General features: G+C 55.3%; 20 protein-coding genes. 11 read left to right on the top strand and 9 right to left on the bottom strand.

Going from position 1 to position 26,205, the window contains the following annotated elements; genetic code table 11:
* Window positions 1-10 precede the first annotated feature (10 nt).
* The gene (locus tag ACP5OT_RS11375; protein WP_428132176.1) at window positions 11-1,723 is read right to left on the bottom strand and encodes a universal stress protein; all 1,713 of its coding nucleotides are present in this window, start codon (window positions 1,721-1,723) and stop codon (window positions 11-13) included.
* A 135-nt stretch (window positions 1,724-1,858) separates the two neighbouring features.
* The gene (locus ACP5OT_RS11370; RefSeq protein WP_428132174.1) at window positions 1,859-3,460 is read right to left on the bottom strand and encodes a complex I subunit 4 family protein; all 1,602 of its coding nucleotides are present in this window, start codon (window positions 3,458-3,460) and stop codon (window positions 1,859-1,861) included.
* A gap of 732 nt (window positions 3,461-4,192) precedes the next feature.
* On the opposite strand from ACP5OT_RS11370, the gene ACP5OT_RS11365 reads away from it, so the two are divergent.
* Together ACP5OT_RS11365 and ACP5OT_RS11360 are read left to right on the top strand one after the other, a co-directional pair.
* Window positions 4,193-4,978 (top strand): TatD family hydrolase, encoded by a 786-nt coding sequence (locus ACP5OT_RS11365; protein ID WP_424675475.1) that lies wholly within the window; start codon window positions 4,193-4,195, stop codon window positions 4,976-4,978.
* Between the two features lie 7 nt (window positions 4,979-4,985).
* On the top strand, window positions 4,986-7,358 hold the full coding sequence (locus tag ACP5OT_RS11360) for a transglutaminase TgpA family protein (RefSeq protein ID WP_428132172.1): 2,373 nt from the start codon (window positions 4,986-4,988) through the stop codon (window positions 7,356-7,358).
* Between the two features lie 68 nt (window positions 7,359-7,426).
* Here ACP5OT_RS11360 and ACP5OT_RS11355 read toward each other — a convergent pair whose 3' ends face one another.
* From ACP5OT_RS11355 to ACP5OT_RS11345, 3 genes are all read right to left on the bottom strand, one after another.
* Window positions 7,427-7,921 (bottom strand): Crp/Fnr family transcriptional regulator, encoded by a 495-nt coding sequence (locus ACP5OT_RS11355; protein ID WP_424675473.1) that lies wholly within the window; start codon window positions 7,919-7,921, stop codon window positions 7,427-7,429.
* Window positions 7,922-8,031: 110 nt separating this feature from the next.
* On the bottom strand, window positions 8,032-9,162 hold the full coding sequence (locus tag ACP5OT_RS11350; RefSeq protein WP_428132170.1) for a lysylphosphatidylglycerol synthase transmembrane domain-containing protein: 1,131 nt from the start codon (window positions 9,160-9,162) through the stop codon (window positions 8,032-8,034).
* Between the two features lie 41 nt (window positions 9,163-9,203).
* Window positions 9,204-9,482 (bottom strand): acylphosphatase, encoded by a 279-nt coding sequence (locus ACP5OT_RS11345; protein ID WP_424675471.1) that lies wholly within the window; start codon window positions 9,480-9,482, stop codon window positions 9,204-9,206.
* A gap of 178 nt (window positions 9,483-9,660) precedes the next feature.
* Here ACP5OT_RS11345 and ACP5OT_RS11340 point away from each other — a divergent pair, with 178 nt between their 5' ends.
* Both ACP5OT_RS11340 and ACP5OT_RS11335 read left to right on the top strand, forming a co-directional pair.
* Window positions 9,661-10,899: an MFS transporter gene (locus ACP5OT_RS11340; RefSeq protein WP_428113361.1), complete on the top strand. Its 1,239-nt coding sequence runs from the start codon at window positions 9,661-9,663 to the stop codon at window positions 10,897-10,899.
* A gap of 10 nt (window positions 10,900-10,909) precedes the next feature.
* Window positions 10,910-11,443, top strand: coding sequence for a shikimate kinase (locus tag ACP5OT_RS11335; protein ID WP_424675468.1), 534 nt, complete (start codon window positions 10,910-10,912; stop codon window positions 11,441-11,443).
* 57 nt (window positions 11,444-11,500) lie between these two features.
* On the opposite strand, the gene ACP5OT_RS11330 is transcribed toward ACP5OT_RS11335, so the two are convergent.
* From ACP5OT_RS11330 to smc, 3 genes are read right to left on the bottom strand one after another with little or no spacing between them, the layout of a single operon-like run.
* A complete protein-coding gene (locus tag ACP5OT_RS11330) occupies window positions 11,501-12,571 on the bottom strand; it encodes a deoxyguanosinetriphosphate triphosphohydrolase (protein WP_424675467.1) in 1,071 nt (356 codons plus the stop codon).
* 11 nt (window positions 12,572-12,582) lie between these two features.
* Window positions 12,583-13,230: a hypothetical protein gene (locus tag ACP5OT_RS11325; RefSeq protein WP_428132167.1), complete on the bottom strand. Its 648-nt coding sequence runs from the start codon at window positions 13,228-13,230 to the stop codon at window positions 12,583-12,585.
* Window positions 13,196-16,780 carry a chromosome segregation protein SMC gene (gene smc, locus ACP5OT_RS11320; RefSeq protein ID WP_428113364.1) on the bottom strand — a complete coding sequence of 1,195 codons (3,585 nt, stop codon included), beginning with the start codon at window positions 16,778-16,780 and terminating at the stop codon, window positions 13,196-13,198. Before smc ends, ACP5OT_RS11325 begins: the two co-directional genes overlap by 35 nt.
* Before the next feature lie 265 nt (window positions 16,781-17,045).
* On the opposite strand from smc, the gene recO reads away from it, so the two are divergent.
* The 4 genes from recO (at window position 17,046) to ACP5OT_RS11300 (ending at window position 22,309) form a co-directional block, all read left to right on the top strand.
* Window positions 17,046-17,801: a DNA repair protein RecO gene (gene recO, locus ACP5OT_RS11315; RefSeq protein WP_424675464.1), complete on the top strand. Its 756-nt coding sequence runs from the start codon at window positions 17,046-17,048 to the stop codon at window positions 17,799-17,801.
* A 44-nt stretch (window positions 17,802-17,845) separates the two neighbouring features.
* Window positions 17,846-18,535, top strand: coding sequence for a PH domain-containing protein (locus ACP5OT_RS11310; protein ID WP_424675463.1), 690 nt, complete (start codon window positions 17,846-17,848; stop codon window positions 18,533-18,535).
* 89 nt (window positions 18,536-18,624) lie between these two features.
* Entirely contained in the window at window positions 18,625-19,443 is an 819-nt protein-coding gene (locus ACP5OT_RS11305) for a purine-nucleoside phosphorylase (protein ID WP_424675462.1), read from the top strand.
* A 61-nt stretch (window positions 19,444-19,504) separates the two neighbouring features.
* Window positions 19,505-22,309 carry a C1 family peptidase gene (locus ACP5OT_RS11300; protein WP_428132165.1) on the top strand — a complete coding sequence of 935 codons (2,805 nt, stop codon included), beginning with the start codon at window positions 19,505-19,507 and terminating at the stop codon, window positions 22,307-22,309.
* Here the strand turns inward: ACP5OT_RS11300 and ACP5OT_RS11295 are convergent, their stop codons facing one another.
* The gene (locus ACP5OT_RS11295; RefSeq protein ID WP_428132162.1) at window positions 22,310-22,966 is read right to left on the bottom strand and encodes an HAD hydrolase-like protein; all 657 of its coding nucleotides are present in this window, start codon (window positions 22,964-22,966) and stop codon (window positions 22,310-22,312) included. It abuts the gene before it with no gap.
* 251 nt (window positions 22,967-23,217) lie between these two features.
* Here ACP5OT_RS11295 and ACP5OT_RS11290 point away from each other — a divergent pair, with 251 nt between their 5' ends.
* From ACP5OT_RS11290 to ACP5OT_RS11280, 3 genes are read left to right on the top strand one after another with little or no spacing between them, the layout of a single operon-like run.
* Window positions 23,218-24,189, top strand: a complete 972-nt coding sequence (locus ACP5OT_RS11290; protein ID WP_287906246.1) for an AAA family ATPase — start codon at window positions 23,218-23,220, stop codon at window positions 24,187-24,189.
* A 10-nt stretch (window positions 24,190-24,199) separates the two neighbouring features.
* Window positions 24,200-25,630 carry a VWA domain-containing protein gene (locus tag ACP5OT_RS11285; RefSeq protein WP_424675459.1) on the top strand — a complete coding sequence of 477 codons (1,431 nt, stop codon included), beginning with the start codon at window positions 24,200-24,202 and terminating at the stop codon, window positions 25,628-25,630.
* Between the two features lie 46 nt (window positions 25,631-25,676).
* Window positions 25,677-26,072, top strand: coding sequence for a hypothetical protein (locus ACP5OT_RS11280; RefSeq protein ID WP_424675458.1), 396 nt, complete (start codon window positions 25,677-25,679; stop codon window positions 26,070-26,072).
* Window positions 26,073-26,205: the final 133 nt, after the last annotated feature.

Genomic DNA, 26,205 nt, shown 5'->3' with positions numbered 1-26,205 from the left:
TTTTGTTGGATTATTGGCAGATGATCGTGGGGAGACGGCGGGTGCGCAATACTGCCTCGGCGGTTGAGCCGATCACCAGATCGCTGAACGGATCACGATGACTGTATCCGCCCATGATGAGAAGGTCAGATCGGGTCTGTTCAGCAGCGAAGATAATTGCCGAAGCCGGTTCACCACGTTCGACGATATACCCGGCAGCGATGTTGCGTTGTTCGAGATAGCTAAAGGCACGGAGCCGAACTGCTTCAGCACTAGCTTGTCCGTCGAGGACGGTGACGACATTCAACACCAGATGCCAACGCACTGCCAGGTACGCTGCAAGATAGAGCGCTTCTTCCGCTTTGCGGCTACCGTCGTAGGCTAATAATATTCGTTCGACACGATCTACAACGCATGGTACGGTCAAGACGGGGCGAATCGAGCAGCGTAGAATGGTGCGTAGGCCCGATGCTAATCGGGCCATTGGTGAGGGGCGGGGGGGATGATTAACCTGTATCGCAACCAGATCGACCAGGCGCGTGCGCTCACGAATAGCTCGATCTATCGGGCCGACTTCCACAGCACATTCTCCATGCACTCCGGCTGCGGCACAGCGCTCGATAAACTCCTGTACTACTGCTTGGGCTGCTGCTGAGGTGCGCTGGTGTTTGGTGCGTACTACATGTAGGCCTAATGGTCGGATCGTCTCGCGTTGCGCCCACGCCAATACCTGATCGAGCACTTTCCAGCCGTCGGCATTGCCGCTGACCGGTACCAATATCTCATGAAACAGCCAAGATGCCGGATCGATCCGACGATGACGGCGCCAACTACCGGCCGGAACTGCCGGCTCAAGATTATCGGGAATGACCCGCTCGAGAAGTTGCTCGGTACCCCGAGGAGTCGTGACAAGGTTATCCGCTGCTTGGGCGAAGCTGATCTCCCAGCCGGACTGTTTTGTCAGTTCATCGCGATGATCACATAACCACACGTAAAGATCGGTCTCGGTTCGCTTGGGAAAGTCGCGTAGGAGACCGCGTTCTCGGATCAGATCGACTATCGGTTGGTACATTTGGTCATACCACGCACAGGCCGCTTCTGGGAGCGATGCAGACTGATCGGCAGTGCTCGATTGTTGTCGGAACTGTTCGATGTGACGTAAGAGCTTCTCGTACTGACCGGCGATGGTTACCCGCAAATCACAGCCAGGTCGCCGCTCATCGAGCTGGGTTAGTTCAAGAAAGGCAGCATATTCACCGGCAATGATAATCTCTTCCAGGGTCATAGAAGGATCGATCGGTGCCCGTGAACGCAGTGGTGTCACATACGCTTGAATGTGATCCATTCCCAACTGACGGGCGACCGACACGCGATGATTGCCGTCGAGGACAAAATAAGCGTCACCGATCTGATACACCTCAATCGGTGGCCAGCCGTGTAAATTATCGACCGATACCATAACCCGTGCCCAGCGCTGCCAGTCATCGTCACGACGAGGGAGAAAACTGCGATTGAAGTCGTGGTACCGGCCTACACTACCGACAATGGCATCCAGCGGAATGTCGCGTAACTGACGGTCACCGGCGATTGTTGCCCGTACTCGTTGGCGCACCTCTTCAAACGGCAATAGATCATCAGACTGACCTCGCAAGCGGGTCAGGAGATGTTCGATATCTGCGCGCCAACGCAGTCGCTGAAAATCGTGAAGCGCCGCTGTCATCCGACCGTCTGGTGGTTCCGCCATAGTATTACTATAACAAAAAGGTTTGCGTGCGGCAATATCGAGCGGGATAGGGGTGCTCTGGGCGTTGATGGTGTGTCGCGCAGCATAAAACCGGAGCGGACTCTGCCGCTCCGGTTTAGTAACAGTGCATTGGGTTTACCGCCAACTATTCAATTGCACTGCTGCCTGTACTGCCGGTGTTAAGGCATCGACTAGCCCTTGCACCGAGCTATTCATGCCGCTGAGCAACACGTTGGGGAATAGGCCAATGGCGACGATCACAACAGCCAACGCCCCTAGTGTCATCAACTCGCGGCGCTGTAAATCGGGCAGGTTGAGATTGGCTGTATTGCGTACTTCGCCCATAAAGCCCATACGGAACAGGTTCAGCGCATAAACGGCAGCAAAGATTATTCCGATCACTGCGCCAAAGGCGAATGGCCATCCCAACAGCGGTGAGGTAAAGACACCTTGCAACATCGTAAATTCGCCGACAAATCCGCTCAGGCCGGGTAAGCCTGCCATCGCTAACAGCGTGAGGAGGGTCAAACCGGCATAAACCGGTGTCACGCGCCATAAGCCGCCTAACGAGGCAAGCTCGCGGCTATCGCGCCGCTCTTCGATCACAGCGATAATCAGCAGTAGGGCAGCCATAATGACGCCGTGTGCCACCATCTGCAGAAGAGCACCGTTGATCCCGATTGTCGTCATCGTTACGATGCCAAGCGCGATAAAGTTCATATGGCTCATCGAAGCATATGCAATCATGCGCTGCATATCATGCTGCGTGAAGGCAATCAATGCGCCGTAGATAATCCCGATCACTGCTAACACGGCAATCGCCGGCGCAGCCCACGACGCAACTTCGGGGAAGAGGGTCAAGTTAAAGCGGATGAATCCATACGCCCCAAACTTTGCCATCAACCCAGCCAAGATAATAGCGACCGGTGTTGGCGCAACACTGTAAGCATCAGGCAACCACGAGTGTAACGGCCACAGTGCTAGCTTAATCGCAAACGAGAGGAAGAATGCGCCGAACAATAATTGCGCCATCAAGGGGTCGAGGCTAAAGAGACCTGATCGCAGATCGGCAACAATCTGATTAAGCGCGAAAGTACCGGTAAAACCGGGGTTAATCGTTGCAATAGCGTTGCGATGCAAAATATGCAGTCCGATAATTGCAAAGAGCATCAACAGTGAACCACCGAACGTGTAGAGAAACAGCTTCAACGTTGCTGTGACCCGCCCATGATACCCCCACATCCCGATCAAGAAGATCATCGGAATCAGGGCTAGTTCGTAAAAGACGTAGAACAATAGCATGTCTTGGGCAAGGAATACGCCGAGAAACGCCGTTTCGGCAAACAGCAAGAGGGCCAGTAGCAGACGTAAGCTGCGCGTCTGTCGCTGCCACGTGGCTGCAATTGCAAATGGGGTGAGGAAGGCAGTCAGACCAACCAGCCATAGGTTGATCCCATCCACACCAATGAAATAGCTGGCACCAATTGCCGGTAGCCACGCTACCGTGTCAACGAATTGCAACGGCGGACCGATAACTGTGCCTGTTGCTGGGCCGTAAGGTCCTGTGTAAAAGAGACCGATTACTGTTCCGGCAACGAGTAAGGTTGCCAGCGCTATGCTCATAGCCGTCCAGCGGTAGAGCATAGGTCGCCCATTGGGCAGCACGAGGAGAATAAGGGCACCGATTGTCGGCAGCCAAAGCAACAACGAAAGGATAGGCAGGCCGAGCAGGTTCATAGCTCTATTCCTTCTTTCTTGTGATACGAAACAATAACCAGCTAACACAACATCACCCGATGTTGTGGACGAAAAGCGGACGTGGCTTCATTACCGCAATGATGACAACGTTGTCTGGAAAGACAAGCAGTGTTGCCGGTTAACCGGCTGCGATGTGGTTAGTTAGAGAGTGTGCGTGACAGGTGTCCCATAGTTTTTCACCTGTATGAACGTTTGTTACTGCAGCTACTTTCAGTTAATGTCTGTCACCGGAAGGTCGCTGTGTTGCTAGCCTTCGACTTGTGACATACCTCACATTTACTATACACATAGTTTATAGCCCGATTTCGCGTTTTTGTCAACCAGGTGTCACAAGGTTCTCTACGGGTTTTAAAGAGTTCTGAAGAGTTAAAAAGTATGTTAGTCGTTCAGAACGGTTCAGAAAATCGTGATATTTATCACAAAAATGGTGTGCTTGTAATGTTAGGAATGGGTAATCGTAGGTCGAATGGGCCGAGATGGTTTCTGACAACCGGTTACATGCGACACTACTGATGATGGGTTGCCCGCGTGAGTTATCGGGACGGTTTGTCCTTACATGATGTCGGCGAGGGTTGGTGCGTAGCGGTTGGGTAACGCTTTTTGCGTTTGGTCTATCGAGTATGTGACGATAGGCGGATTGGTTGCACGCTTTTGTACCGCTATAATACTTTCAGGATGAGGAGGTATGCTACAATGTGCAAGAGAAGGCTTATGAATACGCAAATTCGCCTCATTGATACTCATCTTCACCTTGCCTCGGTGCAGTTCGATGACGATCGCAGCGAGGTTATCACTCGCGCGTTGGATGCCGGAGTAGCCGCTCTGATCGAGATCGGCTACGATCTTGCTTCTAGCTACGCGGCGATTGCCCTTGCGAACACCCATCCGGCGATTTTTGCCGTGGTCGGTATCCAGCCTAATCATTTGCATGACCTGCCGCCGGATTGGATCGAACAGATTCGAGTGTTGGCCTCCCATCCCAAAGTGGTTGCCATCGGTGAGATCGGGCTTGATTTCTACTGGATGAAGTCGCCCCCTAGCGAGCAAGAAGCTGCTTTTCGGCAGCAGTTGGCGCTGGCCGGTGAGTTGGGATTGCCGGTTGTGATCCACTCTCGCGATGCTATGCGTGAGACAATTGCCGTGCTGCGCGATGCGGCACGGGGTCCGGGCGTGATGCACTCGTTCTCCGGTGATTGGGAGGCGGCACAGGCTTGTCTCGAACTTGGATTCTATCTGTCGTTTTCCGGCCCTCTGACCTTCCCGAAGTCGACGGCATTGCACGATGTAGCGCGGCAGGCACCGGTTGATCGACTTTTGATTGAGACCGATAGCCCTTATCTCAGTCCACATCCGCACCGCGGTCAACGTAATGAGCCGAGTCGCCTGTTCTATATCGGTCAGAAATTAGCCGAGTTGCGCCAGCAGTCGCTTGCCGAATTAGCACCACAGCTCTGGCACAATGCAATGTGTGCCTTTCCGCGGTTAGCCGCAGCATAGGAGTAGTATGACATCTCAGGTGCGTGTTTCCCCGTCGTTGAGCTTGACCGACTTCTGGTGGTTGCTGCCCGGTCTCGGCTTGGTAGTGCTCATGACCGGCGCGGTTGTGCGTAGTCTTGCCGAATCGGGCTGGGCCAACGGTCTATCGATCCTCCCGGTCGTCGCCGGCATGGCGTTTGTTGTTGGTCTGGTGTTGGCCCTGTGGCAACGCCTTTCCAACTGGGCTGCCCATGCTGTTGCATTGGTGGTGGGATGGGTGTGGATAGTGCAACAGGTGGGGCCGTTGCTCGATGAACGGCTTGTCAGTTGGCGCGACCGTGCCGTGGAGTTGACGATCCGCTTGATAAGCTGGGGACGTGTGTTGGCAAGCGGTGGGCGTGGTGAAGATATTGTGCTGTTTGTGGTGGCGCTTGCCCTGCTCTGCTGGTGGCTGATGTATCTGACAGTGTGGACAGTGGTGCGTCAGCAACGTCTATGGCTGATGATCATCGCCAACGGTGTAGTGTTTTTAGTGAACTACACCTACGTGTTGCCCAAGCCCGATCTGGAAGCAATTGTATTTATCACCGGATCTTTACTCCTGCTCGTCTATCAGCACGTGATGCAACGCCGTACCGTCTGGGAAGCGCAGCAGATCAGTTACCCAGATTTGTTGCCGTTGCAAGCGATGTGGTCGGCGACGGTCGTCGGTGTGGTACTGATTGCGGGCACTGCGGTGTTGCCGGCTCAGATTCCACCTGATCAAGCGAATCAGACGTGGGAAATGATCCGAGCACCATTTCGGGCGGTGCGGGCTGCGTGGGAAGATGCGTTCAGTACGATTAATGCGCCGCCCGGCGCCGGTAGTGTTTCGTTTACAGCGCGTGTTGCGTCTCTCGGTGGCTCGCGTCTCGCCGGCTTTGATGAGGTGATGACTGTTCGTTCGACGCAGCTCGACTATTGGCGGGCAGTAGCTTTTGATCGTTACGATGGTACCGGCTGGGTAAATACCACCGGCGAACTGGCACGCGCTGCCTTACAAGTTGCTACCGCTGAGCAGGCGCGCACGCCGCTCGCTGCTGGCGAGACGATTCCACTGACCGATAGACGTCTGCGTCGTGTCATTACCCAAACGATTACGCTTGCTCAAGAACGAAATGACGATCTATTATTGGTCGGCGGTTCACCACTCCAATTTAGTGTGCCGGCCCGACTCGAACACCTGATTGTCCGTGATGAGAATGGTGGCGTTGTTCCGTTGTACGATGATCTGACCTTAGCAACGTCGACGGTACCACTTGTTGCCGGGACGACCTACACCGTGACGGCGCTGGTGTCGCTCGCCGATGTACAAAGTTTACGGACGGCCGGTACCGATTACCCGCAGTGGGTGCGCGAACGTTATTTGCAACTACCGGCTAACCTACCGGCACGGGTGCGCGCTGAAGCGGCGCGGGTGATTGCTGCTGCCAATGCCGAAAATCCCTACGATCAGGCGATTGCGATACAAGAGTATCTCCGTCGGTTGACGTATAGTGAAGATATTCCACCCCCGCCAACCAATGCCGATCTGGTGGATTGGTTTCTGTTTGAGCAGCGGTCTGGCTATTGCGATTATTTTGCTTCGGCAATGGTCGTTATGTTGCGCTCGGTTGGTGTGCCGGCGCGGTGGGTGCGCGGGTACGCAAGCGGTGAGTTTGACCCTGAGCAGGGAGTGTATGTTGTTCGCGAGAATGTGGCTCATAGTTGGCCGGAAGTCTATTTTCCCGGAATTGGCTGGGAGCGGTTTGAACCGACAGCGGCTAGTTATACCTCAGAACCGCAGCGACCGTTGCAGTCGGTATTCGGTACCGAAGCCGAAGAGGAATGGGGTGGTACGAATAGTGCTGTCCCTAATCCCGGACGGTTTGAGGATTTGGAAGACGATGGTTTAACGGCGAGTGGAGTGAGTAGTGGTGCCGCCACGACACCCGAGTCAGCTCAGCGCAGAACCGTTGCCGATGATGGTGTGCGTAACTGGCTGTTGATGATCCTGGGCACTTTGGCTTTGGTTGGTAGTCTCATGATCGGTTTTCGTTGGTGGTTGGCTCGTGAAGTCCGTGGTTTGCGACTGGCGGCAGCAGCGTACACTGAGATGAGCTGGTTGGCGTATTTCAGCGGTCTTGGTCAGCAGAGCTGGGAAACGCCGAGTGAGTATGCGCAACGCTTGGCCCGTATCTTACCAGAGCATGCATCAACAATCTACGGCATTGCCGCCGCGTATGTTACCGAGCGTTATCGCCGTGGCGCAGGATCGTACCTTCCACCGGAAACGGCGCGCCAAAGCTTACATCGTGCATTGTGGCAATATGCGCTGAGGCAAGCTTTCGTGCGGCTCTGGTCGCCGGTAGGCTCTCGATAGTGCCAGATTGGAAGTCGTACCTTTCTATCCGAATCCAGCATCCGGGGCGTCAGCGGAGGACACCCCGTTCACCTCCTACCTAGCTCTCCCTCCTGCCAACGGATATTGCCGCGCAGCAACAGGTTGGACGAGCGCAACTTATACGCTAGATCGGCGGCTATGTTGCGCATGACCAAATAGCCGATGCGTGGGTTACGGTCGCATAACGCTGCGAAATCGCGTTCACGGATCACCAACAGCACGCATGGATCAACGCACGTTACCGTTGCCGAACGAGTAGCTCCGCCGAGCAGAACCATTTCGCCAAAGCTTTGCCCGCTGTAAAGCAAATTGATCGTCGAAGGTGCAAATGTGCCGTTTGCGGTACGGGTATTGATCGCAATCCGGACACACCCTTCGTGGATAATGAACAATTCATCACCCTCATCACCTTCGTTGAACACCGTCTGCCCGGCTCCTAATCGTCGCACCTTACAGATGGTAGCGATCTGTAACAACTCCTGGTCGTTCAAGCCGTCGAATAACTCAACCCGCCGCAGGTTTTCAATAATGTTTTGCTGCATGTTCCCCCCATCTTGCTATCGTGTATCGTATTCTTGATCGATGCACAGGGGCGACACGTATGTCACCCCTGTAACTATCATCGCTCATTGTGATCGGTGTAGCAATTAGTTTAATCGTGTGAAGGGGCTTCACGTTGCCCACGTGACAACTTCGCCTGAACTAGCGGTGTCACCGGCTCGTGCATAAGCCAGTAATAGCAAATTGCTGCGATTGGGGCCGCCAACCAGTAATTAAACAGTCGAAAAATAATGGCTGCCGGTACTGCCGCCGGTCCTACTCCCATCTGGCTTAATACGGCGACCAACGCCGCTTCAACCGTCCCACCACCACCGGGGAGAACATTAAAGGTAGACGTCACCAATGCCACGCCGAAGGCGGACAAGACCACCGCAAAGGTTACATCCGTACCCAGAGCGTGTAACACAAGCAACATCGCCAAGCTATGACCACTGAGGGCGGTGAGCTGGACCAGAACCAGCAGGATCACATCACGCCGTCGGTGAATGAGTAAGGAACGAGCACGGACTAAATCTGCGACAATGCGGTCGATCCATGTGCTTTTCCAGCGTTGACCGAACAGATGAGCTACCCGATCTTGTAGGCTACTCAGCCAGCGCCGCAATGTCTCTTCACTGCGAGTAAGGATAAAGATCGCAAGGCCGATCACTGATAATCCGATCAGCCCCGCAAGATAGCTCGCCCCGGCAGCTCTGAGTCCATGCCATGCGAAGTAACCGAGGCTAAACGAGAAGATGAGCAGCATGGCAACAACATAACTCAGTGTTTCCAGTGAAGCGATCAGCGCCGATTCGCCGGCCCGAATCCCACGGCGGTTGAAGTTACTCATCAGAAAGGCATAACTACCAACGCCACCGGCAGGCACTGATTGACTGATGATAATTGCAGTGAGTGCAGTTGCCCACAGGCGTAAGAGGTTCATGCGATAACCGAGGGAATGGAGCACGATATTAAAAACTTGCGCACTGATGAGATAGCTCAAGGCAATCAGGACGAAAGCGGCGAATAGCCAACCGGGTTTGGCATCGTTCAGCAAACTGAACGCTTCGGTAATCCACGCCCGATTAGCAATAGCTAGCGCGATGACGGCTAGGCTAATGAAAACACTCGTAATCAGTTTCCAGCGATGCACGCCCATAAACGACCTTTCATTCCATGAGGGATCAGGCGGTTGGTTAGGGTGTGAACTCGGTGCAGGTGACGATGAAATATCGTTATGCATGCTTGCCACAGGTCCTTTGCCTTATGTTACAACGATGTCCCTTACCAGACAATGGAAAAAGTACTCTCTTGGCCGGTCGGTTCTTCCCATTGGACTTCCACCCGTTCGACCTGCGCTTGGCTAGGACCGCTATAGCACCAACTAATAAGCTTTTGGACGGCCGGTCGACTTCCTTCAAAGACTGCCTCTACGCGACCATCACTCAGATTGCGTACCCAGCCTTTGACGTTTGCTTCGCGTGCCCGATCACGGGTATACGCACGAAAGCTGACACCTTGAACGCGGCCGGAGATAAAGACATGAGCACGAACGATATCCACACGCCACCTGCATGATCAGCATACAACAAAATCTCTAAAACTATATCTGAGTATAGCGCACCGATGCCTCATCTGCAACAGTTGAAAGATACAAGCTTTGTCGGAGCCGACGGAGGGGCAGATAAGTTGTGGTATGCTAGACGTTTGGCGGCACATGCCGAACCAGTGTGGAGCGGTTATGACTCACATCACATCCAACCTGCGCGTATCGATCCTCAAGATTCCGGCTGCGGTTTGGCGTATTTTGGCCCACAGTTTTATTTACGGCTTCGCCCTCAGTATTGCCGATATTTTGTTCAATTTTTACCTCGTTAGTCAAGGTTATACCATCAATGACGTGGGTTTGCTCTCGATGGTGAGCCGGGCTGCTGGTATGGTAATGGGGTTACCGATCGGTTGGCTTATCGATCGGTTCGGGCCACAACGCGCGATGATCGGTGGTGTGATAGGATATGCGCTTGGCTGGGCGGCACTCTTACAGGCGCCGGCATTGCCGTGGCTTATTGCTGCTCAATTTGTCGTTGGGGCTTGCTATCTGTTGGCTGCTACCGCAGTTACTCCGTTGCTGGCGTTGGTGACCACCGAAGAGCAGCGTCCTCTCGTCTTCGGTATGAATGCCTCGGCGACATTGATAGTCGGCTTGCTCGGCAGTGCTGTCGGTGGGGTGTTGCCGATGGGGGCAGCCTTGATGATGGCCGTTGAGCCGCGATCTACTGTGGCTTACCGGGTGGCTCTCACGACAGTGATAGGGTTGAGTATTGTGGCGTTATGGCCGGTACTGGTGCAGCTCCCGGCGGTGGCGGAGACACGTGCCACTGGTGAGGAGGAATCTGTTGGATCACACCGGCTCTCGTGGTTCATGCTGCTCTGGATGGCCTTGCCCTCGTTTCTGCTTGGTGTTGGCGGTGGCGCAATTTTGCCGTTCCAGAATCTCTTTTTTCGCGATCAGTTTGGTTTGAGCGACGCCGGAGTCGGGTTGGCTTTATCGCTGGCTTCACTTGGCGCCGGCGTTGGGGCATTGCTGGGTGCGCCGGTAGTCCGCCGTATCGGCTTGCAACGCGGCGCCGCACTGCTACGGTTAGGTGCGACACCGGCAATGTTGCTGATGTTAACGCCATGGTTGCCGCTCGCCATTATTGGGTTTTTTGCCCGTGGCTTTTTTATTGCTGCCAGTTATCCGATGAACGATGCCTTGGTGATGGGGGCTACCCCAACCGCTCAGCGTGGGCTTGCTATGAGCTTGATGAGTTTGCTCTGGGCCGGTGGTTGGGCTATTTCGGCAGTGATTTGGGGCTGGGTAACACCGATCTTTGGGTATGGGCCGCAGATTGTTGCTGCTGCTTTGGCCTATGCCCTCTCGGCGTTGGTGATTTGGAGTCTGCGTCTGCAACGATCGGCAGAGCAGACGGCTGCATAGGAGCAGGGGTATGGTCTGGGATCCTAATTGGCTCGAACGACCGATTGCGTTGATCGGGTTGAGCGGATGTGGCAAATCAACGTTGGCCCGCTTGTTGGCCCGCGCTTTGTGTTGGCCGTGGTACGATACCGATGCCGCAGTAGCCGCCTCGGCCGGTATGAGTGTTGCCGATCTGTTTCAGGTGTATGGTGAAGCCGAGTTTCGTGCTCGCGAATCGGTGGCCCTGGCCGAGGCACTGCGTGAGCCACAAGTGATCGCTACCGGTGGCGGGATTGTCTTGCAGGCTGAAAACCGTCGAATGCTGCACGATCAGGCGACCGTGATCTGGCTCGATGCGACTGATGCCACTATTCTTGCGCGCCTCGCTGCTGATGCCGAACAGCGCCCTTTGCTGCGCGGTGACGCTGCGGCTCGTCTGGCCGAATTACGTGCTCAGCGCACGCCGCTCTATGCCGAGTTGGCCGATTTAACCTTCCAGACCGATGGAGTGATGCCTATCGATCTGGTGCAGCGAATGCTAGCAGCGTTGCGCTACGGGCGTTAGCTGCTCCGGTATCCGCAATCGTGGTGTTACCCTTGCGATGGGTTGATGGCTCCGATGCTAGAGCGTGCCCCACGTGCGGGGGACGAAGATACGTTTGAAAACGGTGAGTGCGTACCGGTCGGTCATACCGGCAATGTAATCGACAACCGCTTGTTCAATCGGTTCGCCTCGCCGTTCAACGATTGCCATCAGTTCAGCCGGGATCGCTTCAGGATGGTGCATGAAATAGTCGTACAGCGTTTCGATAATGAAACGAACTTTTTCATCCTCGGTTTTGGCTTCTGGCCGGTGGTAGACCGTCTCATACAAAAAATGACGCAGTTTGTTGGTAGCAGCTAAGATGGTCGGACTCATCGATAACGTAAGGGTATCGGGAGCAGTGCCCTCGCCGGTTGCCCACCAGTTGTGGTAGATCATGTCACTAACCATGGTGGCTAGTCGTTTGCTATGGGTGTCGCCGAGGATGGCGATGCAATCGGCAGGTAAGTCTTCGGTACGCAGAATGCCGGCACGGATGGCATCGTCAATATCGTGGTTGATATAGGCGATACTATCGCAGATTTTTATAATCTGACCTTCAAGCGTGCTGGCTACCCCCCAGGCTTTGGCTGTGATGTCGCGTCGCCCCTTTGAGTGCATATAGATGCCCTCGCGCACCGCAAACGTGAGATTCAGGCCAGCTCCCCCGTTTTCAAGTACTTCCACAATGCGCAGTGATTGTTCGTTGTGGCGAAAGTGACCAGGGCAGATCCGACTCAGCGCCGTCTCACCGGCATGCCCGAAGGGAGCATGACCAATGTCGTGCCCAAGGCCGATCGCTTCGGTCAGGTCTTCATTGAGCCGCAGGGCACGCGCCACGGTGCGAGCAATTTGCGTCACTTCGAGGGTATGGGTTAAGCGAGTACGGTAGTGGTCACCGAGGGGTGCGATAAATACCTGTGTTTTGTGTTTAAGCCGCCGAAACGGTTTGGAGTGCAAAATACGGTCACGGTCACGCTGGTAAGCGGTGCGGATCGGACACGGTGGTTCCGGTTGTTCACGCACGGCAGCAGCACTTTTGGCGGCGTAGGGTGAGAGGATGCGCGCTTCGAGCGCCTCGTGCATTTCACGTATCGAGGGTTGGGACATACGTGGCTCCGTTATTTATTTGTCGTGTTCGGTGTATCGCTCGTCTCCCGCGATCGCAATTCGGTGGAAGAGATGTCACGCCGAAAGAGATGTTCGGGGATGGGAATGAAGAGCTTTTCGTAACCAATCGGGAGGTTTAGATCGGCGAGCGTGCAGAAACGCCCGTCGATTAGGCGTCCGGCGACGAAGAAGCGGCAGTGAGCAGCGGCAATAGTTGCGAAGGCGGCTTGCATAGCTTCATTACTGCCGTAGTACGTTGGTGAGATCAGCCGGAGGGCTGTGTCATACCCAAGCACGAAGGCTCGTCCGGGGTAGAGACGCGCCTTCTGGACAAACAGTGGTGCTGCGGCAAGAATGACGTAATAGCGACCGCGAAATTGGGCGACCCGCCGTTCGATGTCGGTTAGCGATAACTCACCTTTATCGGCGTTGCGAATGGTCAGCTCGAAATGGACCGGTTGACCGGTCATAACTATCACCGCCCGCTGCAACCCGATATGGCCCTCATGCAACGGATTAAAACTGCCGGGAAAGATGGCTCCCGGTGGTGGATCGTCAATGCGCAAGGTGCCATCAGGGGCAATCGTCAGTGAATCGATGCAGCCGTTGAGAATGTCGGCTAATTCAGCGGCGTGGATCATTGTGTGCAGCTCCCACATACTCTTCGACGCGCAGTGAAACAACGCGCGACGCACCATCATCGCCCATACTGACCCCATAGAGCGTATCAGCTACCTCAATCGTACCACGATTGTGTGTGATCAAGATGAATTGCGTTCGATCGGTAAGCCGTTGCAGCATTGTGCGGAAGCGTCCTACATTACTTTCATCGAGTGCTGCGTCGGTCTCATCGAGAATGCAGAACGGACTCGGATTGACTTTCAAAATGGCAAACAACAGTGCTACCGCCGTCAGTGTGCGTTCGCCGCCGGAGAGCAAGGCAATGTTCTGGGGCCGTTTACCCGGTGGACGAGCGATAATCTCGACGCCTAGCGTCGTGCGTTTGCCATTGCCTTCATCGCCGGTATCATCGGCATCGATTAGTTCAAGGCGAGCGCTGCCACCACCGAACAGCTCTTGAAAAGTGGCGCTGAATTCCGCTGCTATCGCTTGAAACGTGTGCTGGAAGCGATGATTCATTGCTCCATCGAGTTCGACGATCAGTTGGTGCAACGTCGCACTGGCTGCGCGTAAGTCGTCGGCTTGAGCGGTCAGAAACGTATGGCGTTTGGCCGCTTCTTCATACTCTTCGAGGGCCAACGGATTCACAACACCAAGCCGCACAATGCGCGCACGTAGCGCTTCGATAGCCGCCGGTAGTTCGTCTGTGGGTGGTGCGGGGCTAGTAGGTGGTGGCTTTGTCAGATCAACACCATCGGCAACTGCACGCTCGAACAGGGTTTCGAGTCGGTCGGCGGCTCGTTGTGCCTCTCGCACGAAACGGCTATGATCGGCTTCGGCGGCCAGCAATTCGGCGGTAGCACGGCTCTCGGCTGCCTCTAACTCGGCTAATTCAGCTTCAGCAGTCTTCAGTTCAGTCTCTGCCGGATCGATCTGCGCCCGTAGGCTATTCAGCTCAGCCAGTACGTGTTGTTGACGGGCAAGGCCGGTAGCGTAGGTCGTTTCCCGTTGCGCACGTTCCGTCTGTAACGCCTGTAATGCCACCTCCAATTCGCGTTGCTGTTGTTCGATACCGGCTATGGTTTGCTCGTGTCGGTTTCGCAGTTCGGTCAGCATCTGTTGCCGGCTCCTGGCAGCGGTGAGCGCTGCCCGTTGGTTGGCTAACCGATCTTGGACGGTGCGGCCGGCGAGAACGTGCTGCTCGTAGCGTTCACGCACCACTGCCAGTGCAGCTTCGGCAGCAGCGTGCTCGTCACGCAACGTTGCCTGGCGTGCTTGCAATGCCGTTATCTGTTCGGTGAGTGCGTTGAGTTCGTTAAGGAGTCGTTCTTGTTGCGTGATTACCCATTGCTGCTCTTGTTCGACCTGACGGGCATGGTGCTGAGCCTGATCAAGTGCGTTGCGTGCCGTCTCGCGGCGGCGATGGGCGTCGCGTTCCGCTTGCTCGGTCTGCCGCAAACGATGAGTGACGGCTTGTAACTCGGCCTCGATCACTGCCCGTTGTTCATCGATAGCGGCTAGTTGCGCACGAGCCTCGGTGACGAGGGTTGGTAATTCACGCAGTTCACGTTCACGACGTAACACACCGCTTTCGCGAGTTGGGGCACCACCGGTGACGGCGCCGCCGCTCTGAACCTGTTCACCGGCAAGGGTGACAATCGTCCAACCCGGTGGAAGATGGCGCAATTCAGACCGTGCTGTTGCCAGATCGGCGACAACAAGCATGCGACCGAGCAATTGCTCAACGACAACGGCATAGTGGGGGTCATACTCGACAAGCTCGGCTGCAATCCCGATGACGTTGGTGGAAAAAGTCGGGCGACGCCCATCGTGCTGCGGTCGGCGCAGTGTATCAAGTGGCAGAAATGTCGCTCGTCCTGCGCCACTACGGCGGAGTTCGGCGATAGCGTCTTCGGCGTCACGCCACTGTTCGACCACAATGTGTTGCAAGCGGGCGCCGAGTGCGACTTCAATCGCCGTCTCTAGGAGAGGAGGGACGCGAATGATCTGTTGAACGAGGGTAAAACCAGTTCGTCTGTTTCGTTCTGCCCATTCGAGCGCTGCCTTAACGCCGGCGAAGGCGCCGGCGTGAGAACGGGCAAGGCGGGTAAGGGCTTCGAGACGCGCCTCACGTTCGGCCACTGTGTGGCGACAAGTCGCGCGCTGCTCATCGATAGCGGTACGGGCAGCACGGAGGCGGTCAAGTTCTTGGCGCGCAGCTTGTACCGCAGCGCTGATCTCCTGATACATCTGTTCGGCGTGTACCAATGCGGTTTGGGCGTCCGTCACTGCAATCCGAGCGGTGTCGGTGGCGCCGGTTGCCTGAGTTAATGAGGTGGCTAACCGTTCCAGTTCGGTACGTAGTCGTGCCTGTTGGGTTGATAGCTGCTCGATCTGGCTGACGACGGTTGCTTCGGCGCGGGCGGCTTGTAATGCGCGCTCTTGGGCTGCTTGCAGCTCAGCCGCCAACGCAGCCCGTGCTTGTTCGTCAACACCGCGTTCATGATCGGTACGTGCAAGCTCGTCTTGGATGGTAGCAATCTCTTGTGCGAGCTGCGTCAGCATCGCAACGACACGATCACGCTCGTGAAGTGCGGCTTGATACTGTTCGGCCAATGTCATCAGATGCCGTTCCATCTCTTCGCTACGTTGGGCCGCAGCCGCTAATCGCTCGTGCTCAATCGCCAAATCGCGTTGCAGCGTCTCAGCCTGTTGGTGCAAGACGGCAGCCTGGTGGTGCAGCGCGCTGAGTGCTTCACGCCGTTCACGGAGAGCCGCGCGTTTCGTCTGCACCGCGGCGACCGTCTCGGCGTGGATCGCACGCCGGCGGGCCACCGCGTCGTCGGCCTGTTGGGCGAGCGTTTGTGCCTGCTGCGCCAGCGCTTGCGCTTCGTGCCACTGGGCGTGATGCCAATGCGTCAACAAATGGTGTAATTCGGTCTGCCATTCGCGGTACTGACGAGCCTGACCGGCCTGCCGACGTAACGTGCGTAGACGTGGTTCGAGTTCGGCCAGCAGATCGGCGACTCGTTGCAAATTCATCTCGCTTTCACGTAAACGGCGCAGTGCTTCGGTCTTGCGCAACTCAAAGCCACCGATTTCTGCTGCATCTTCAAACAATCGGCGCCGATCGGCAGGGCGCAGGGTCAGAGCTGCATCAACTAGACCTTGATTGATAATCGTGTACGACCCACCGAGCGGTTCAACTGCCGCCAAGAGATCGCGGAGCCGAACCCGTGCCCGATTAATGAAATACTCATTTTCACCGGTGCGCGTCACCCGACGAGTAATCGTCACCTCATCAAAATCGAGCGGGAGCACCCGGTCGCTATTGTCAATCGTCAGAGCGACCTCGGCCAACCCCGCCGGAGGGCGGCGTCCGCCACCGGCAAACAACAACTCGCCGGCCTGCTTACAACGCAGTGCGCTCATACTCTGCTCACCGAGTACCCAGCGTACTGCGTCGGCCAGATTCGATTTGCCACTACCGTTCGGGCCAACGATGGCGGTAATACCCGGCTGAAACTCGAAAACGGTACGTGATGCAAAAGTCTTAAAGCCTTGAATTTCTAATCGTTTGAGGTACATTATTGTATCAGTAACGCTTCATTGACCAGCCTATAGCTGATGTGCCGACCGACAATTGTACTTCAGACCGGTAAAGCAGTAAAGTTCAGAGGCTTGATCTACCCCCTGTGAACGGCTATAATACAGCGTGCAAAGATACAATTAGGCCCTGAAAGGGAAGAACGAACCGGTCAACCCAATTTAGGATAGCGGAGAACCTTACACCGATTCCCGCATAAGGCGCATCGCCGGCAAAGACCGACGGCGCGCACTGGCGACCAATTCCATGCGAGAGCGAGTTTATCGCAGCGAAGCTGTCATTCTTCGCCGTAGTGATGTTGCCGAAGCCGATCGTCTCTTGCTCATTGCTACCCCAAAGGGTAAGCGATGGGTCATTGCCAAAGGCGCGCGTAAAACAAAAAGCCGACTGGCCGGTCACATCGAACTCTTCACGCACGTACACATGATGCTTGCCGTCGGTCGTAATCTTGATATTGTCACCCAAAGTCAGATAGTACATGCTTTTCCAACCTTACGCTCCGAACTGAACCGTCTCGGCTGTGGTTATTACGCTGCTGAATTGTACGATCGTTTCACCGTTGAAGAAGACGAAAACCCGCCACTGTTCCAGCTTCTCGTCGAGACCTTCATGTCACTCGATCGTAGCCCACAGCCCGATCTCACCCTGAGCAGCTTCGAGCTACATCTCCTCCACCTGCTTGGTTATCGCCCACAACTGCACCGTTGCGTCGTTTGTGACGATGTTTTGACACCTGATGCCGATCAGTATAGTCCGACACTGGGTGGTGTGCTCTGCCCGCGCGATCGGGCCGCCGATCCGGCTGCGTTATCGATGAGCGAAGGGGCGTTTCGTCTGCTCCGCTATCTCCAGACGCAACCGATAACCGTCAGTGAACATTTACGCATCTCGACGGAGACCCGTCGTGAAGTTACCGATTTGCTACGGGCCAGTTTGCGGCACCTGCTCGAACGTGATCTGAAATCGGCTGAGTTTCTTGATCGTCTCTTATCGTTATCGTAGAAGGCTATGTCAACAACGTTGTCTGCATCAGAGGAGGGCGGGCCATGAGTTATGTTGAAAGCCTGCTCGGGCGGGGCGAACAGATTCTGTATATTGCCCGCCAGCATATTTTTGTGTTGATTATCAATATTTTGACTGAACTGAGCCTCATTGCCGTGTTAGTTGCAGCGGGTGTTGCTTCCAATGTGGCGTTTCGCAATAATCCAACGGCAACGATCGGTGGAATCAGCATCAGTAGTCTGATCCTCCTGATCTGTATTGTGATTAGTGTGATGGTGCTGATCAGTGGATTTCTCGATTTTTTACGCTGGAATTCTGAACAAATTGTGATCACCGACCGGCGCGTGTTACAAATTCGTGGCGTGTTTAACAAACGGGTGATCGATTCATCGTTGGAAAAGATTAATGATATCGAATTGCGTCAGAGTATTCTAGGCCGAATCTTTAATTTTGGTACTATTGAGATTCTGACGGCCTCAGGGGCAGAGGGTGCAAACGTCATAGATCGGATTGAAGCACCGCTTGAGTTCAAACGTGCATTACTCGAAGCAAAGCACAACCTCGACCGCGGTTATGGCTATCTCGATACCGATGGCTACACTCCCGGTCGTCCGGTCGGCGGCGCAATCGATATTCAGCGTACCCTCGAAGAGTTAGCTCGTTTGCGTGATCGCGGTATTCTGTCCCCAGAGGAGTTTGAGGCCAAGAAGCGCGATTTATTAAGCCGAATCTAGGAGTGAAATCGTAGTGTTGTGTTGCCATTCCGCCATCACTATGGTGATGGTCGATTACAGGTTCTGTCGCTTTTTCATTGTGGTGATTCATGTATAACGACATCGAACAAGCTCGCGCAGCGATTATGCCATGGTTACGTCATACCCCACGAGTCGGCCTCATCCTTGGTTCGGGGTTAAGTGCGTTGGCCGACGAGATGGATGATCCGGTCGTCATTCCGTACCGAGATATTCCTGGCTTTCACGAGCCAAAGGTAATCGGGCATCGCGGTGAGTTAGCAGTTGGTCTGCTGGCCGGACAGCAGGTAGCAGTCATGCGTGGCCGCTTTCACTTTTACGAAGGGTACAGCATGCAAGAGATCACCTTCCCGGTGCGCGTCTTGCGAGCATTGGGGTGCGATACACTCATCGTCACCAATGCGGCAGGTGGTCTGCGTCCCGATTGGAAGGTCGGCGATATTATGCGGATCAGCGATCAAATCTTCTTACCGGGGATGGCCGGTCATCATCCGTTGCGCGGTCCAAATGATGAGCGGTTGGGACCACGCTTTCCGGCTATGGTCGGCGCATTCGAGAATAACCTCGTTCCACTTGCCCGCACTGTCGCTGCGGAGTTGGGTGTGGTGTTGCGCGAAGGTGTCTATTGTATGCTGAGCGGTCCCCATTTCGAGAGCGCTGCTGAGCTACGGATGGTGCGCATGTGGGGGGCCGATGCAGTCGGCATGTCGACAGCGCCGGAAGTGATTGTTGCGGTGCATAGTGGAATGCGCGTGCTTGGCTTCTCGCTGATTACCAACCTCGCCTTGCCTGACGGTCCACCGGCTAATCACGAAGAAGTTATTGCCGCCGGTGAGGCAGCAAAGCCTCAATTTGCTGCACTGCTGCGCGGTATCTTGGCGCGAATGTGACTATCACCTACAGACTCGTTGCCCCTTCGCTCCTTTGCGTCGTTGCGTTCGGAGAAGTGCTATGCGTGCCTTGACCCCGCTTACCGCAGTGCCTACGATCGATGAGGTAACCCGGAGGGTGTTGGCCGACTACTGGATTACTAGTGTCGAAGAGTTGGTAGCAACGGCGCGTGCGAGTAATGCCGGTCTTGGGAGCGGGCTTGCTGCGCTTGCTCAAGTGTTGGGGCGAAGTGAAAACGATGTGCGGGCAATGGTGATGGCAGTGCAGGAAGTGGCGCCTGATGCCAGCTCGTTTAGCGTTGATGTCGCGATGGAGCCGGTCGGTACCGGTGCAATCTTCACCGATTTGCCGGAGGTTGATGCAACTTCGTTTAGTCCACCGGTCGGCTTGCCTGCCGAAGTACCACCGATTGCGACTCTACCTCCGCCAATCAGTCAAGGACCACGCAATACGTGTGTCGCGTTTACGGTGGCTGCCATGGTGCAGGCACTTAGCAACGACCCCACCGACCTCTCCGAACAGTTTATTTACTGGATTAGTAAAGCGCGTGATGGTATCCCCGGTGATGTCGGTACGAACCCATTGGTTGCATTACGCGCCGTTGCCGAGTTGGGGGTTTGCCGTGAGGAGACGTGGCCCTATCGCCCCGAACCGGTAGACCACACCAACCCCGGTCACGAGCGGCCAAGTGACCGGGCGTTTCAGGAAGCTAAGCAGCGTCGGATTAGCGGGGTTGAACAATTACCTCCCCGTGATGTGAACCAGATCAAGGCCGCACTGGCCGCCGGCCGACCGGTGTTGATCGGTTTGATGATCGGTGAGCATTGGACGAGTAGTGGGCAGGTTCGTCGAATTGGGCGGGTGCGTAAGGCGTTGCCCGGTGAGCAACGGTTGGGTGGCCATGCGATGTGTGTATTGGGCTACCGTGATGATCCGACGGCTCCCGGCGGTGGCTATTTTATTGTGCGGAATTCGTGGGGGAGCGAGTGGGCGAACGAAAATCCTGATGGTCCCGGTTATTGCCATGTCCCATATCAACTCATCTATGAAGAAGGGTTGGCAGCGTTGATCGCTACTAGTGTGATCATTGAAGCAGCAACTGCGTCGACAGTGACGTTGAGTGCGTCGACTACCTCGGAATTGGCGGCGATTCTGGCCGAAGCCCAGGCGATCCGTGCCCGGCTTGAGACGTTGATCAATCGGTTGCAGGCGCTGGTAGGTGGGCAACCGCAACCGGTCATGAGAGCCGTTGAGCCGACCCCGGCGTTACCACCATCACCTGAACCGGTAACGGTTGTGGCCGGCTATAGCGGCCCATTGATCCTTATTGCCGATGAGCAAAGCAGTGATGAGTTGTATCCGAATGGGATCGATGGCCGCCGAGGCGAACCGTTGTTGCGGATCGATGCTAAAGCCGCCAGTGAATTGGCCCAACGTAGCGATGATCCGAAAGAATTGCAGACACTCCACAAGACCCGTAACGAGGCTGAAGAAAGACATTTTGGTGTGGTTGCCGATGTTGATCAAGAAGACCTCGCGCAAGCGCGGTGGGCAGTTATGGTGAACGCGGTTGACGATGCTCGGATTATTCAGGCGTTGTGGCCGCTCATCGAGCATCGTGCCTACCAGCAGGGTATTGCCCTCCCACTAGTTGACTTCCGTCCTGGTGAGACGTGTGCTGAATGGGCTAGTCGCTACGCCGATCTCAAGCAACCGTGGGAACAACGGGCACCGGTCTTAGTGTATCGTCCGGGTGAGCGAGTCAATAGCTGGCTCGCCCGCCATGGCACGATGCCCGGCCCGGTCAAGCCGAGCCAAGGCGTTCCCTTCTACATCCTGATTGCAGCGCGCCCCGGCCCGCTTACAGCGAACGATCAGGCATTTATTAGCTTCAATGTCCAATACGAACTCGATATCTTCTGGGGAGTGGGTCGTCTCTGTTTCACCGACGAACGCGGTCAACATCGCTATGCCGATTACACCACCTATGCGCAGCGCCTGATTGACTACGAACGAAGGTCGGTCAACGATGTTCGGATACGCCACGAGATTGTATATTTTGGTACCCGTCACGATCTCGATAAATCGACCGAACGCAGTGCGCTTGAGTTAGTTAAGCCGCTGGCCGAGTGGCACGACCGTGGTCTACCACAGCGATTGGGCTACGGGAAGCGGTTGTTGTTGGCAAACGACGCAACCCGCAGTAACCTTGAGCAAGCTCTGCGTGATGAAAACCGGCCACCGGCGATCTGGTTTAGCGCGACGCATGGTCTAGGCCTGCCGGTCACCGACCGCGAATTGATCCCTTATCAAGGAGCACTGGTGACGCAAGACTGGACCGGTTTTGGGGGGATTAAGCGCGAGCATTGGTTTGCTGCCGAAGATTTGCCGAGTAACCTCTCGCTTGAAGGTATGGTTGCCTTGCTGTTTGCCTGCTATGGTGCCGGTTGCCCACAGCGAGATGAGTTTATCTTTGACCCAGAAAAAGGCCGGCCGGTCATCGCCCCGTTTACCTTCGTCGCCCAACTACCGCAGCAGCTCTTGTTGCGCGGTGCGCTTGGGGTAGTTGGTCACGTGGAACGGGCATGGACATACGGTTTCAGCATAGACGGCGCGCGTGGTCAGACCCAAGCGTTTGAAGATGTGATCGGTCGGTTGGTGGCCGGGAAGCGGCTGGGGAGCGCAACCGATCAATTCAACATTATTCAAGCGGCGCGCTCGATGACCTTAGCCGAGGAACTTGAGAATATCAAATTCGGCAAGCAACCGGAACCGCGTGAGTTGTCAACGCTGTGGATGGCTCGTAACGATGCCCGTAACTATATGTTGTTGGGTGATCCGGCTGCTCGCTTGCCCATACCGTAACTATTCTAGGACCAAGTGACGTAATGCTGTTACCGAGTCGGCCAGTGCTAATGGTGCCGCGAGATAGAGATCACGGTATGCACCGTATCCATAGGTTACCGCAATACATGGCATACGGTGCGCTCGTGCGCCGCTAATGTCGTAGATGGTATCACCAACCATGACAGCCCATCCTCGATCAATACCGAGACGCGGCAGCAGTAAGGCGATAACCATGGCTTTGTTGCCATCGCGATCGTCGGGATCAACGGCGGCAATGGCTTCGAAATAGGTGCGTAGTCCAAAGTGGGCTAAGATCCGTTCGGTTGGTGGGCGTATCTTCGAGGTGGCAACAAACAAGCGGATACCGGCTGCCCGTAGATCGTACAGCAATTCGGGAATGCCGGGAAACACGCTGTTCTCGAACATCCCGATTTCCCAGTAGCGTTGTCGATAATGGGCGACGGCTTGATAGGCCAATCTTGGGTCGCCGAGCACCTGCTCGAAGGAGGCGTGCAACGATGGCCCAATCCAACCGCGCAGTTCTTCATCACCGAGGGGCGAGTGACCGATCTGTGTCAGTGCGTAGTTGACGCTGCGACTAATGCCGACAAATGGGTCGGTCAGAGTTCCATCAAGATCAAACAGGATGGCACGAAAGCGATAATGTCGTTTCATAACCATAGTATACCGCAGGAATAATTCCCGGTATGCAGCGTAAAACGGTGATATAATAGTTGTATCCGGTGGTTAACTCAGGAGGGTGTACATACGCAAGTAGCACGTAACGATACCCTCGCACAACGGTGATTGTTGACGTTGTACGGCAACCTGGCCTTGTGTTACCAACCTCTCGCGATCGTACCGGCGTTTTTCACCCTCAAGGTGGTTTACCTCCGCTATCACGCAACGTAGAAAGGCCCATGGGCATGTTTCATTCGATGACTGATGTTCGCGATATGTTGGGGCGGCAAAATTATATCGCCTCCGATGAGATCAGCACGGCAGTCTTCCTTGCCGAACGTCTCGGTAAGCCGTTGCTGGCCGAAGGGCCGGCTGGAGTAGGCAAAACCGAACTGGCTAAGGCGTGGGCGGCAGCACTCGGTCGTGAGTTGATCCGTCTACAGTGCTACGAAGGACTTGACGAGACAAAAGCACTTTACGAGTGGGAGTACGCCAAGCAGTTGCTCTATACCCAACTCCTCCGCGATAAGTTGTCCGATCTGCTCGGTGATGCGCAGAGTCTTCGTGAAGCTGCCGACCGGTTAGCTGCACAGGAAGATGTTTTCTTCTCGGAGCGTTTTTTGCTGCCGCGTCCATTGTTGCGCGCGATTACCAGCGATAAACCGGTAGTACTCCTGATCGATGAGATCGACCGGGCTGATGCTGAATTCGAGGCCTTTTTACTCGAGGTTTTGAGTGATTTTCAGGTGTCGGTGCCTGAATTGGGAACGCTGAAGGCGAAGCATGTTCCTACCGTGATCCTTACCTCGAATAATACCCGCGAGTTGAGTGAAGCGCTGAAGCGACGCTGCCTCTACATCCATATCGATTATCCCGATTTAGAAGCCGAACTACGTGTTGTTCAGTTGAAAGTGCCCGGTTTGGCGCCAAAGTTGGCCCGTGAAGCGGTGGCTTTGGTACAACGTCTACGCACGCTCGATCTGAAGAAGCATCCGAGTGTTTCCGAGACCCTTGATTGGGCGCGGGCATTAGTCGAATTGAATGCGCGTCAGCTCGATAAGGCGACCCTCGATACGACGCTGAATGTCCTGCTTAAGTACGAGAGCGATTTGCAGCGGGCACGCCGGCTCCTACAGCAGGGTGATCGCCCGGATCGACCCGATCGTCCGGATCGACCGCGCGGCGGTTACCGGGGGAGCGATTGGACGAACAACTGACGGAGTAGATATGGATCGACGAATTACCGAGTTTATTGCCGGGTTACGCGCTGCCGGCGTGAGAATTAGTGTTGCCGAATCGGCCGATGCGTTGCGGGCAATTGAGCAGGCCGGCATCAGCGATCGGAATATCTTTCGTTTGGCGTTGCAGACGGCATTGATCAAGGAACGACAAGATCAAGCCATTTTTAACGAACTCTTTCCACTCTACTTTGGCAAAGACTCGCCGCCACCTTTGCAGCAGGCCGGTGGTGGTCAGCTCTCGCCTGAAGAGCAGCAGCAACTTATGCGTCAGTTGCAGCAGATCCTTGCCCAGTTTCCCCCCGGCCCACTGAGCCAACTTTTTCAGAGTATGGTCAGTGGTCAACCGCTCAGTAATCAGCAGATTCGGGCGATGTTGGCCAACGTCTCGCCGCCTCATCTGACCAATCCGCGCTACCGCGATTGGATGGCGCGACAGGCAATGCGTGAATTGCAGATGAATCGGCTGCAGCAGATGTTGCGCCAACTGCTCGAACAGTTGCGCGCACAAGGGATACGCGAAGAGGCACTGCGGGCGATTGAACAAGCTGCACGTGAGAATCTCGCGACGCTCGAACAGCAGATTGGTCAGCAGGTTGCCCAACAGATGCAAGAACAGGCCCAAGGGCAAGGGCCACGCCAGGGAAGGGGGCGGCCAAGTGAGCGTGAATTGCTCGATGTGCCGCTCGAACAGCTCGATGAGAGTCTGTTGCCCGAAATGCGTACCCTTGTGCGCAAACTCGCTGCGCGTCTCCGTACTCGACTGGCGTTACGTCAGCGTCGTGGAAAGACCGGTACGCTCGATGCGAAGGCTACCATCCGCACTAATCAGCGCTTCGGTGGCGTCCCGATGTTAGTACGTCATCGCAAGCGTCATCTCAAGCCGAAGCTGGTCATTCTGTGCGATCGCAGCGTGAGTACCCAGCACGTCATGTCGTGTATGCTGTTGATGATCTACGCCCTGCACGATCAGGTGAGCCGTACTCGCTCGTTTGCTTTCATCGACCGGCTGTACGACATGTCGCACTACTTTGCCGAATCACGCCCCGAACAGGCAATCACGCAAGTATTGACCGAAATTCGTCCTACCCGCAGTTATAGTACCGATCTTGGTAACGCTCTCGCCGAGTTCTGCCGCGATAAACTGCATCTGGTTGACCGGCGTACAACGGTGATCGTGCTTGGTGATGGGCGTAACAACGAGAATGATCCGAACTTGCCGGCGTTTGAGCAGATTCGACGGCGAGCACGGCGGATTGTCTGGTTCGCAACTGAAGAACGATGGAAATGGGGTGTCTACGATCCCGGCTCACTGAGCAGTGACATCTACAAATATGCACCGATGTGTGATGCAATGCATGAGGTGACGACGCTACGTCAGTTGGCAACAGCAATTGACCGACTGTTTCTGCATCCGTGAACCGGTCACGCCACTTTCGGTGCGATACGATCAGGCGGGTGGTAACATGCGAGTGGTGATCCGCGAAGTGTTGAATGTTGGCGGCTTTTTTGCCGGTGAGACGGTGACCTTGACCGCACAACCATGGCCCGATGGCGGTCCTGAGCAGACATTGACCATCGATGATGCAGCGTTACGTAACGTGACTGCACGCCATCTGTTGACACCGGGAATGATCCTCGAATTGCACTGGGCTGGTGAGCGGATCGATCAGGCAACCTTGCTTGGTGCAGCCCGGTTTACCGATTTACAGGCAGCACGACGTTTGCCTCCTATCCCGCCATTATTCTCGCCGCAAGTGCTCAGTTTTCGTTGTCCGACTTGCAAGGTGTGGGCGCTCGCAGTCGGTGATCCACCAATGTGTGCTGTATGTGGGGGAGTAGCGCCGCACGTGAGCAATTGAGGGTCAAGACTCGCGTATTGCACATCGTACTCTATCAGATTGCTCGCTGCGCTCGAAATGACAAGGGGGAGCGAACCCTGCCCGTGTCATCGTGAACGGAGTATACCACCGCCACCCTCGTTGTCCTGTCGAG

The sequence above is a fragment of the Chloroflexus sp. genome (genome assembly GCF_049970315.1).
In the GTDB taxonomy this organism is placed as follows: Bacteria; Chloroflexota; Chloroflexia; order Chloroflexales; family Chloroflexaceae; genus Chloroflexus.
Note: the sequence above shows the minus strand (reverse complement) of the source record. Positions and strands in the feature narration are given on the sequence as shown.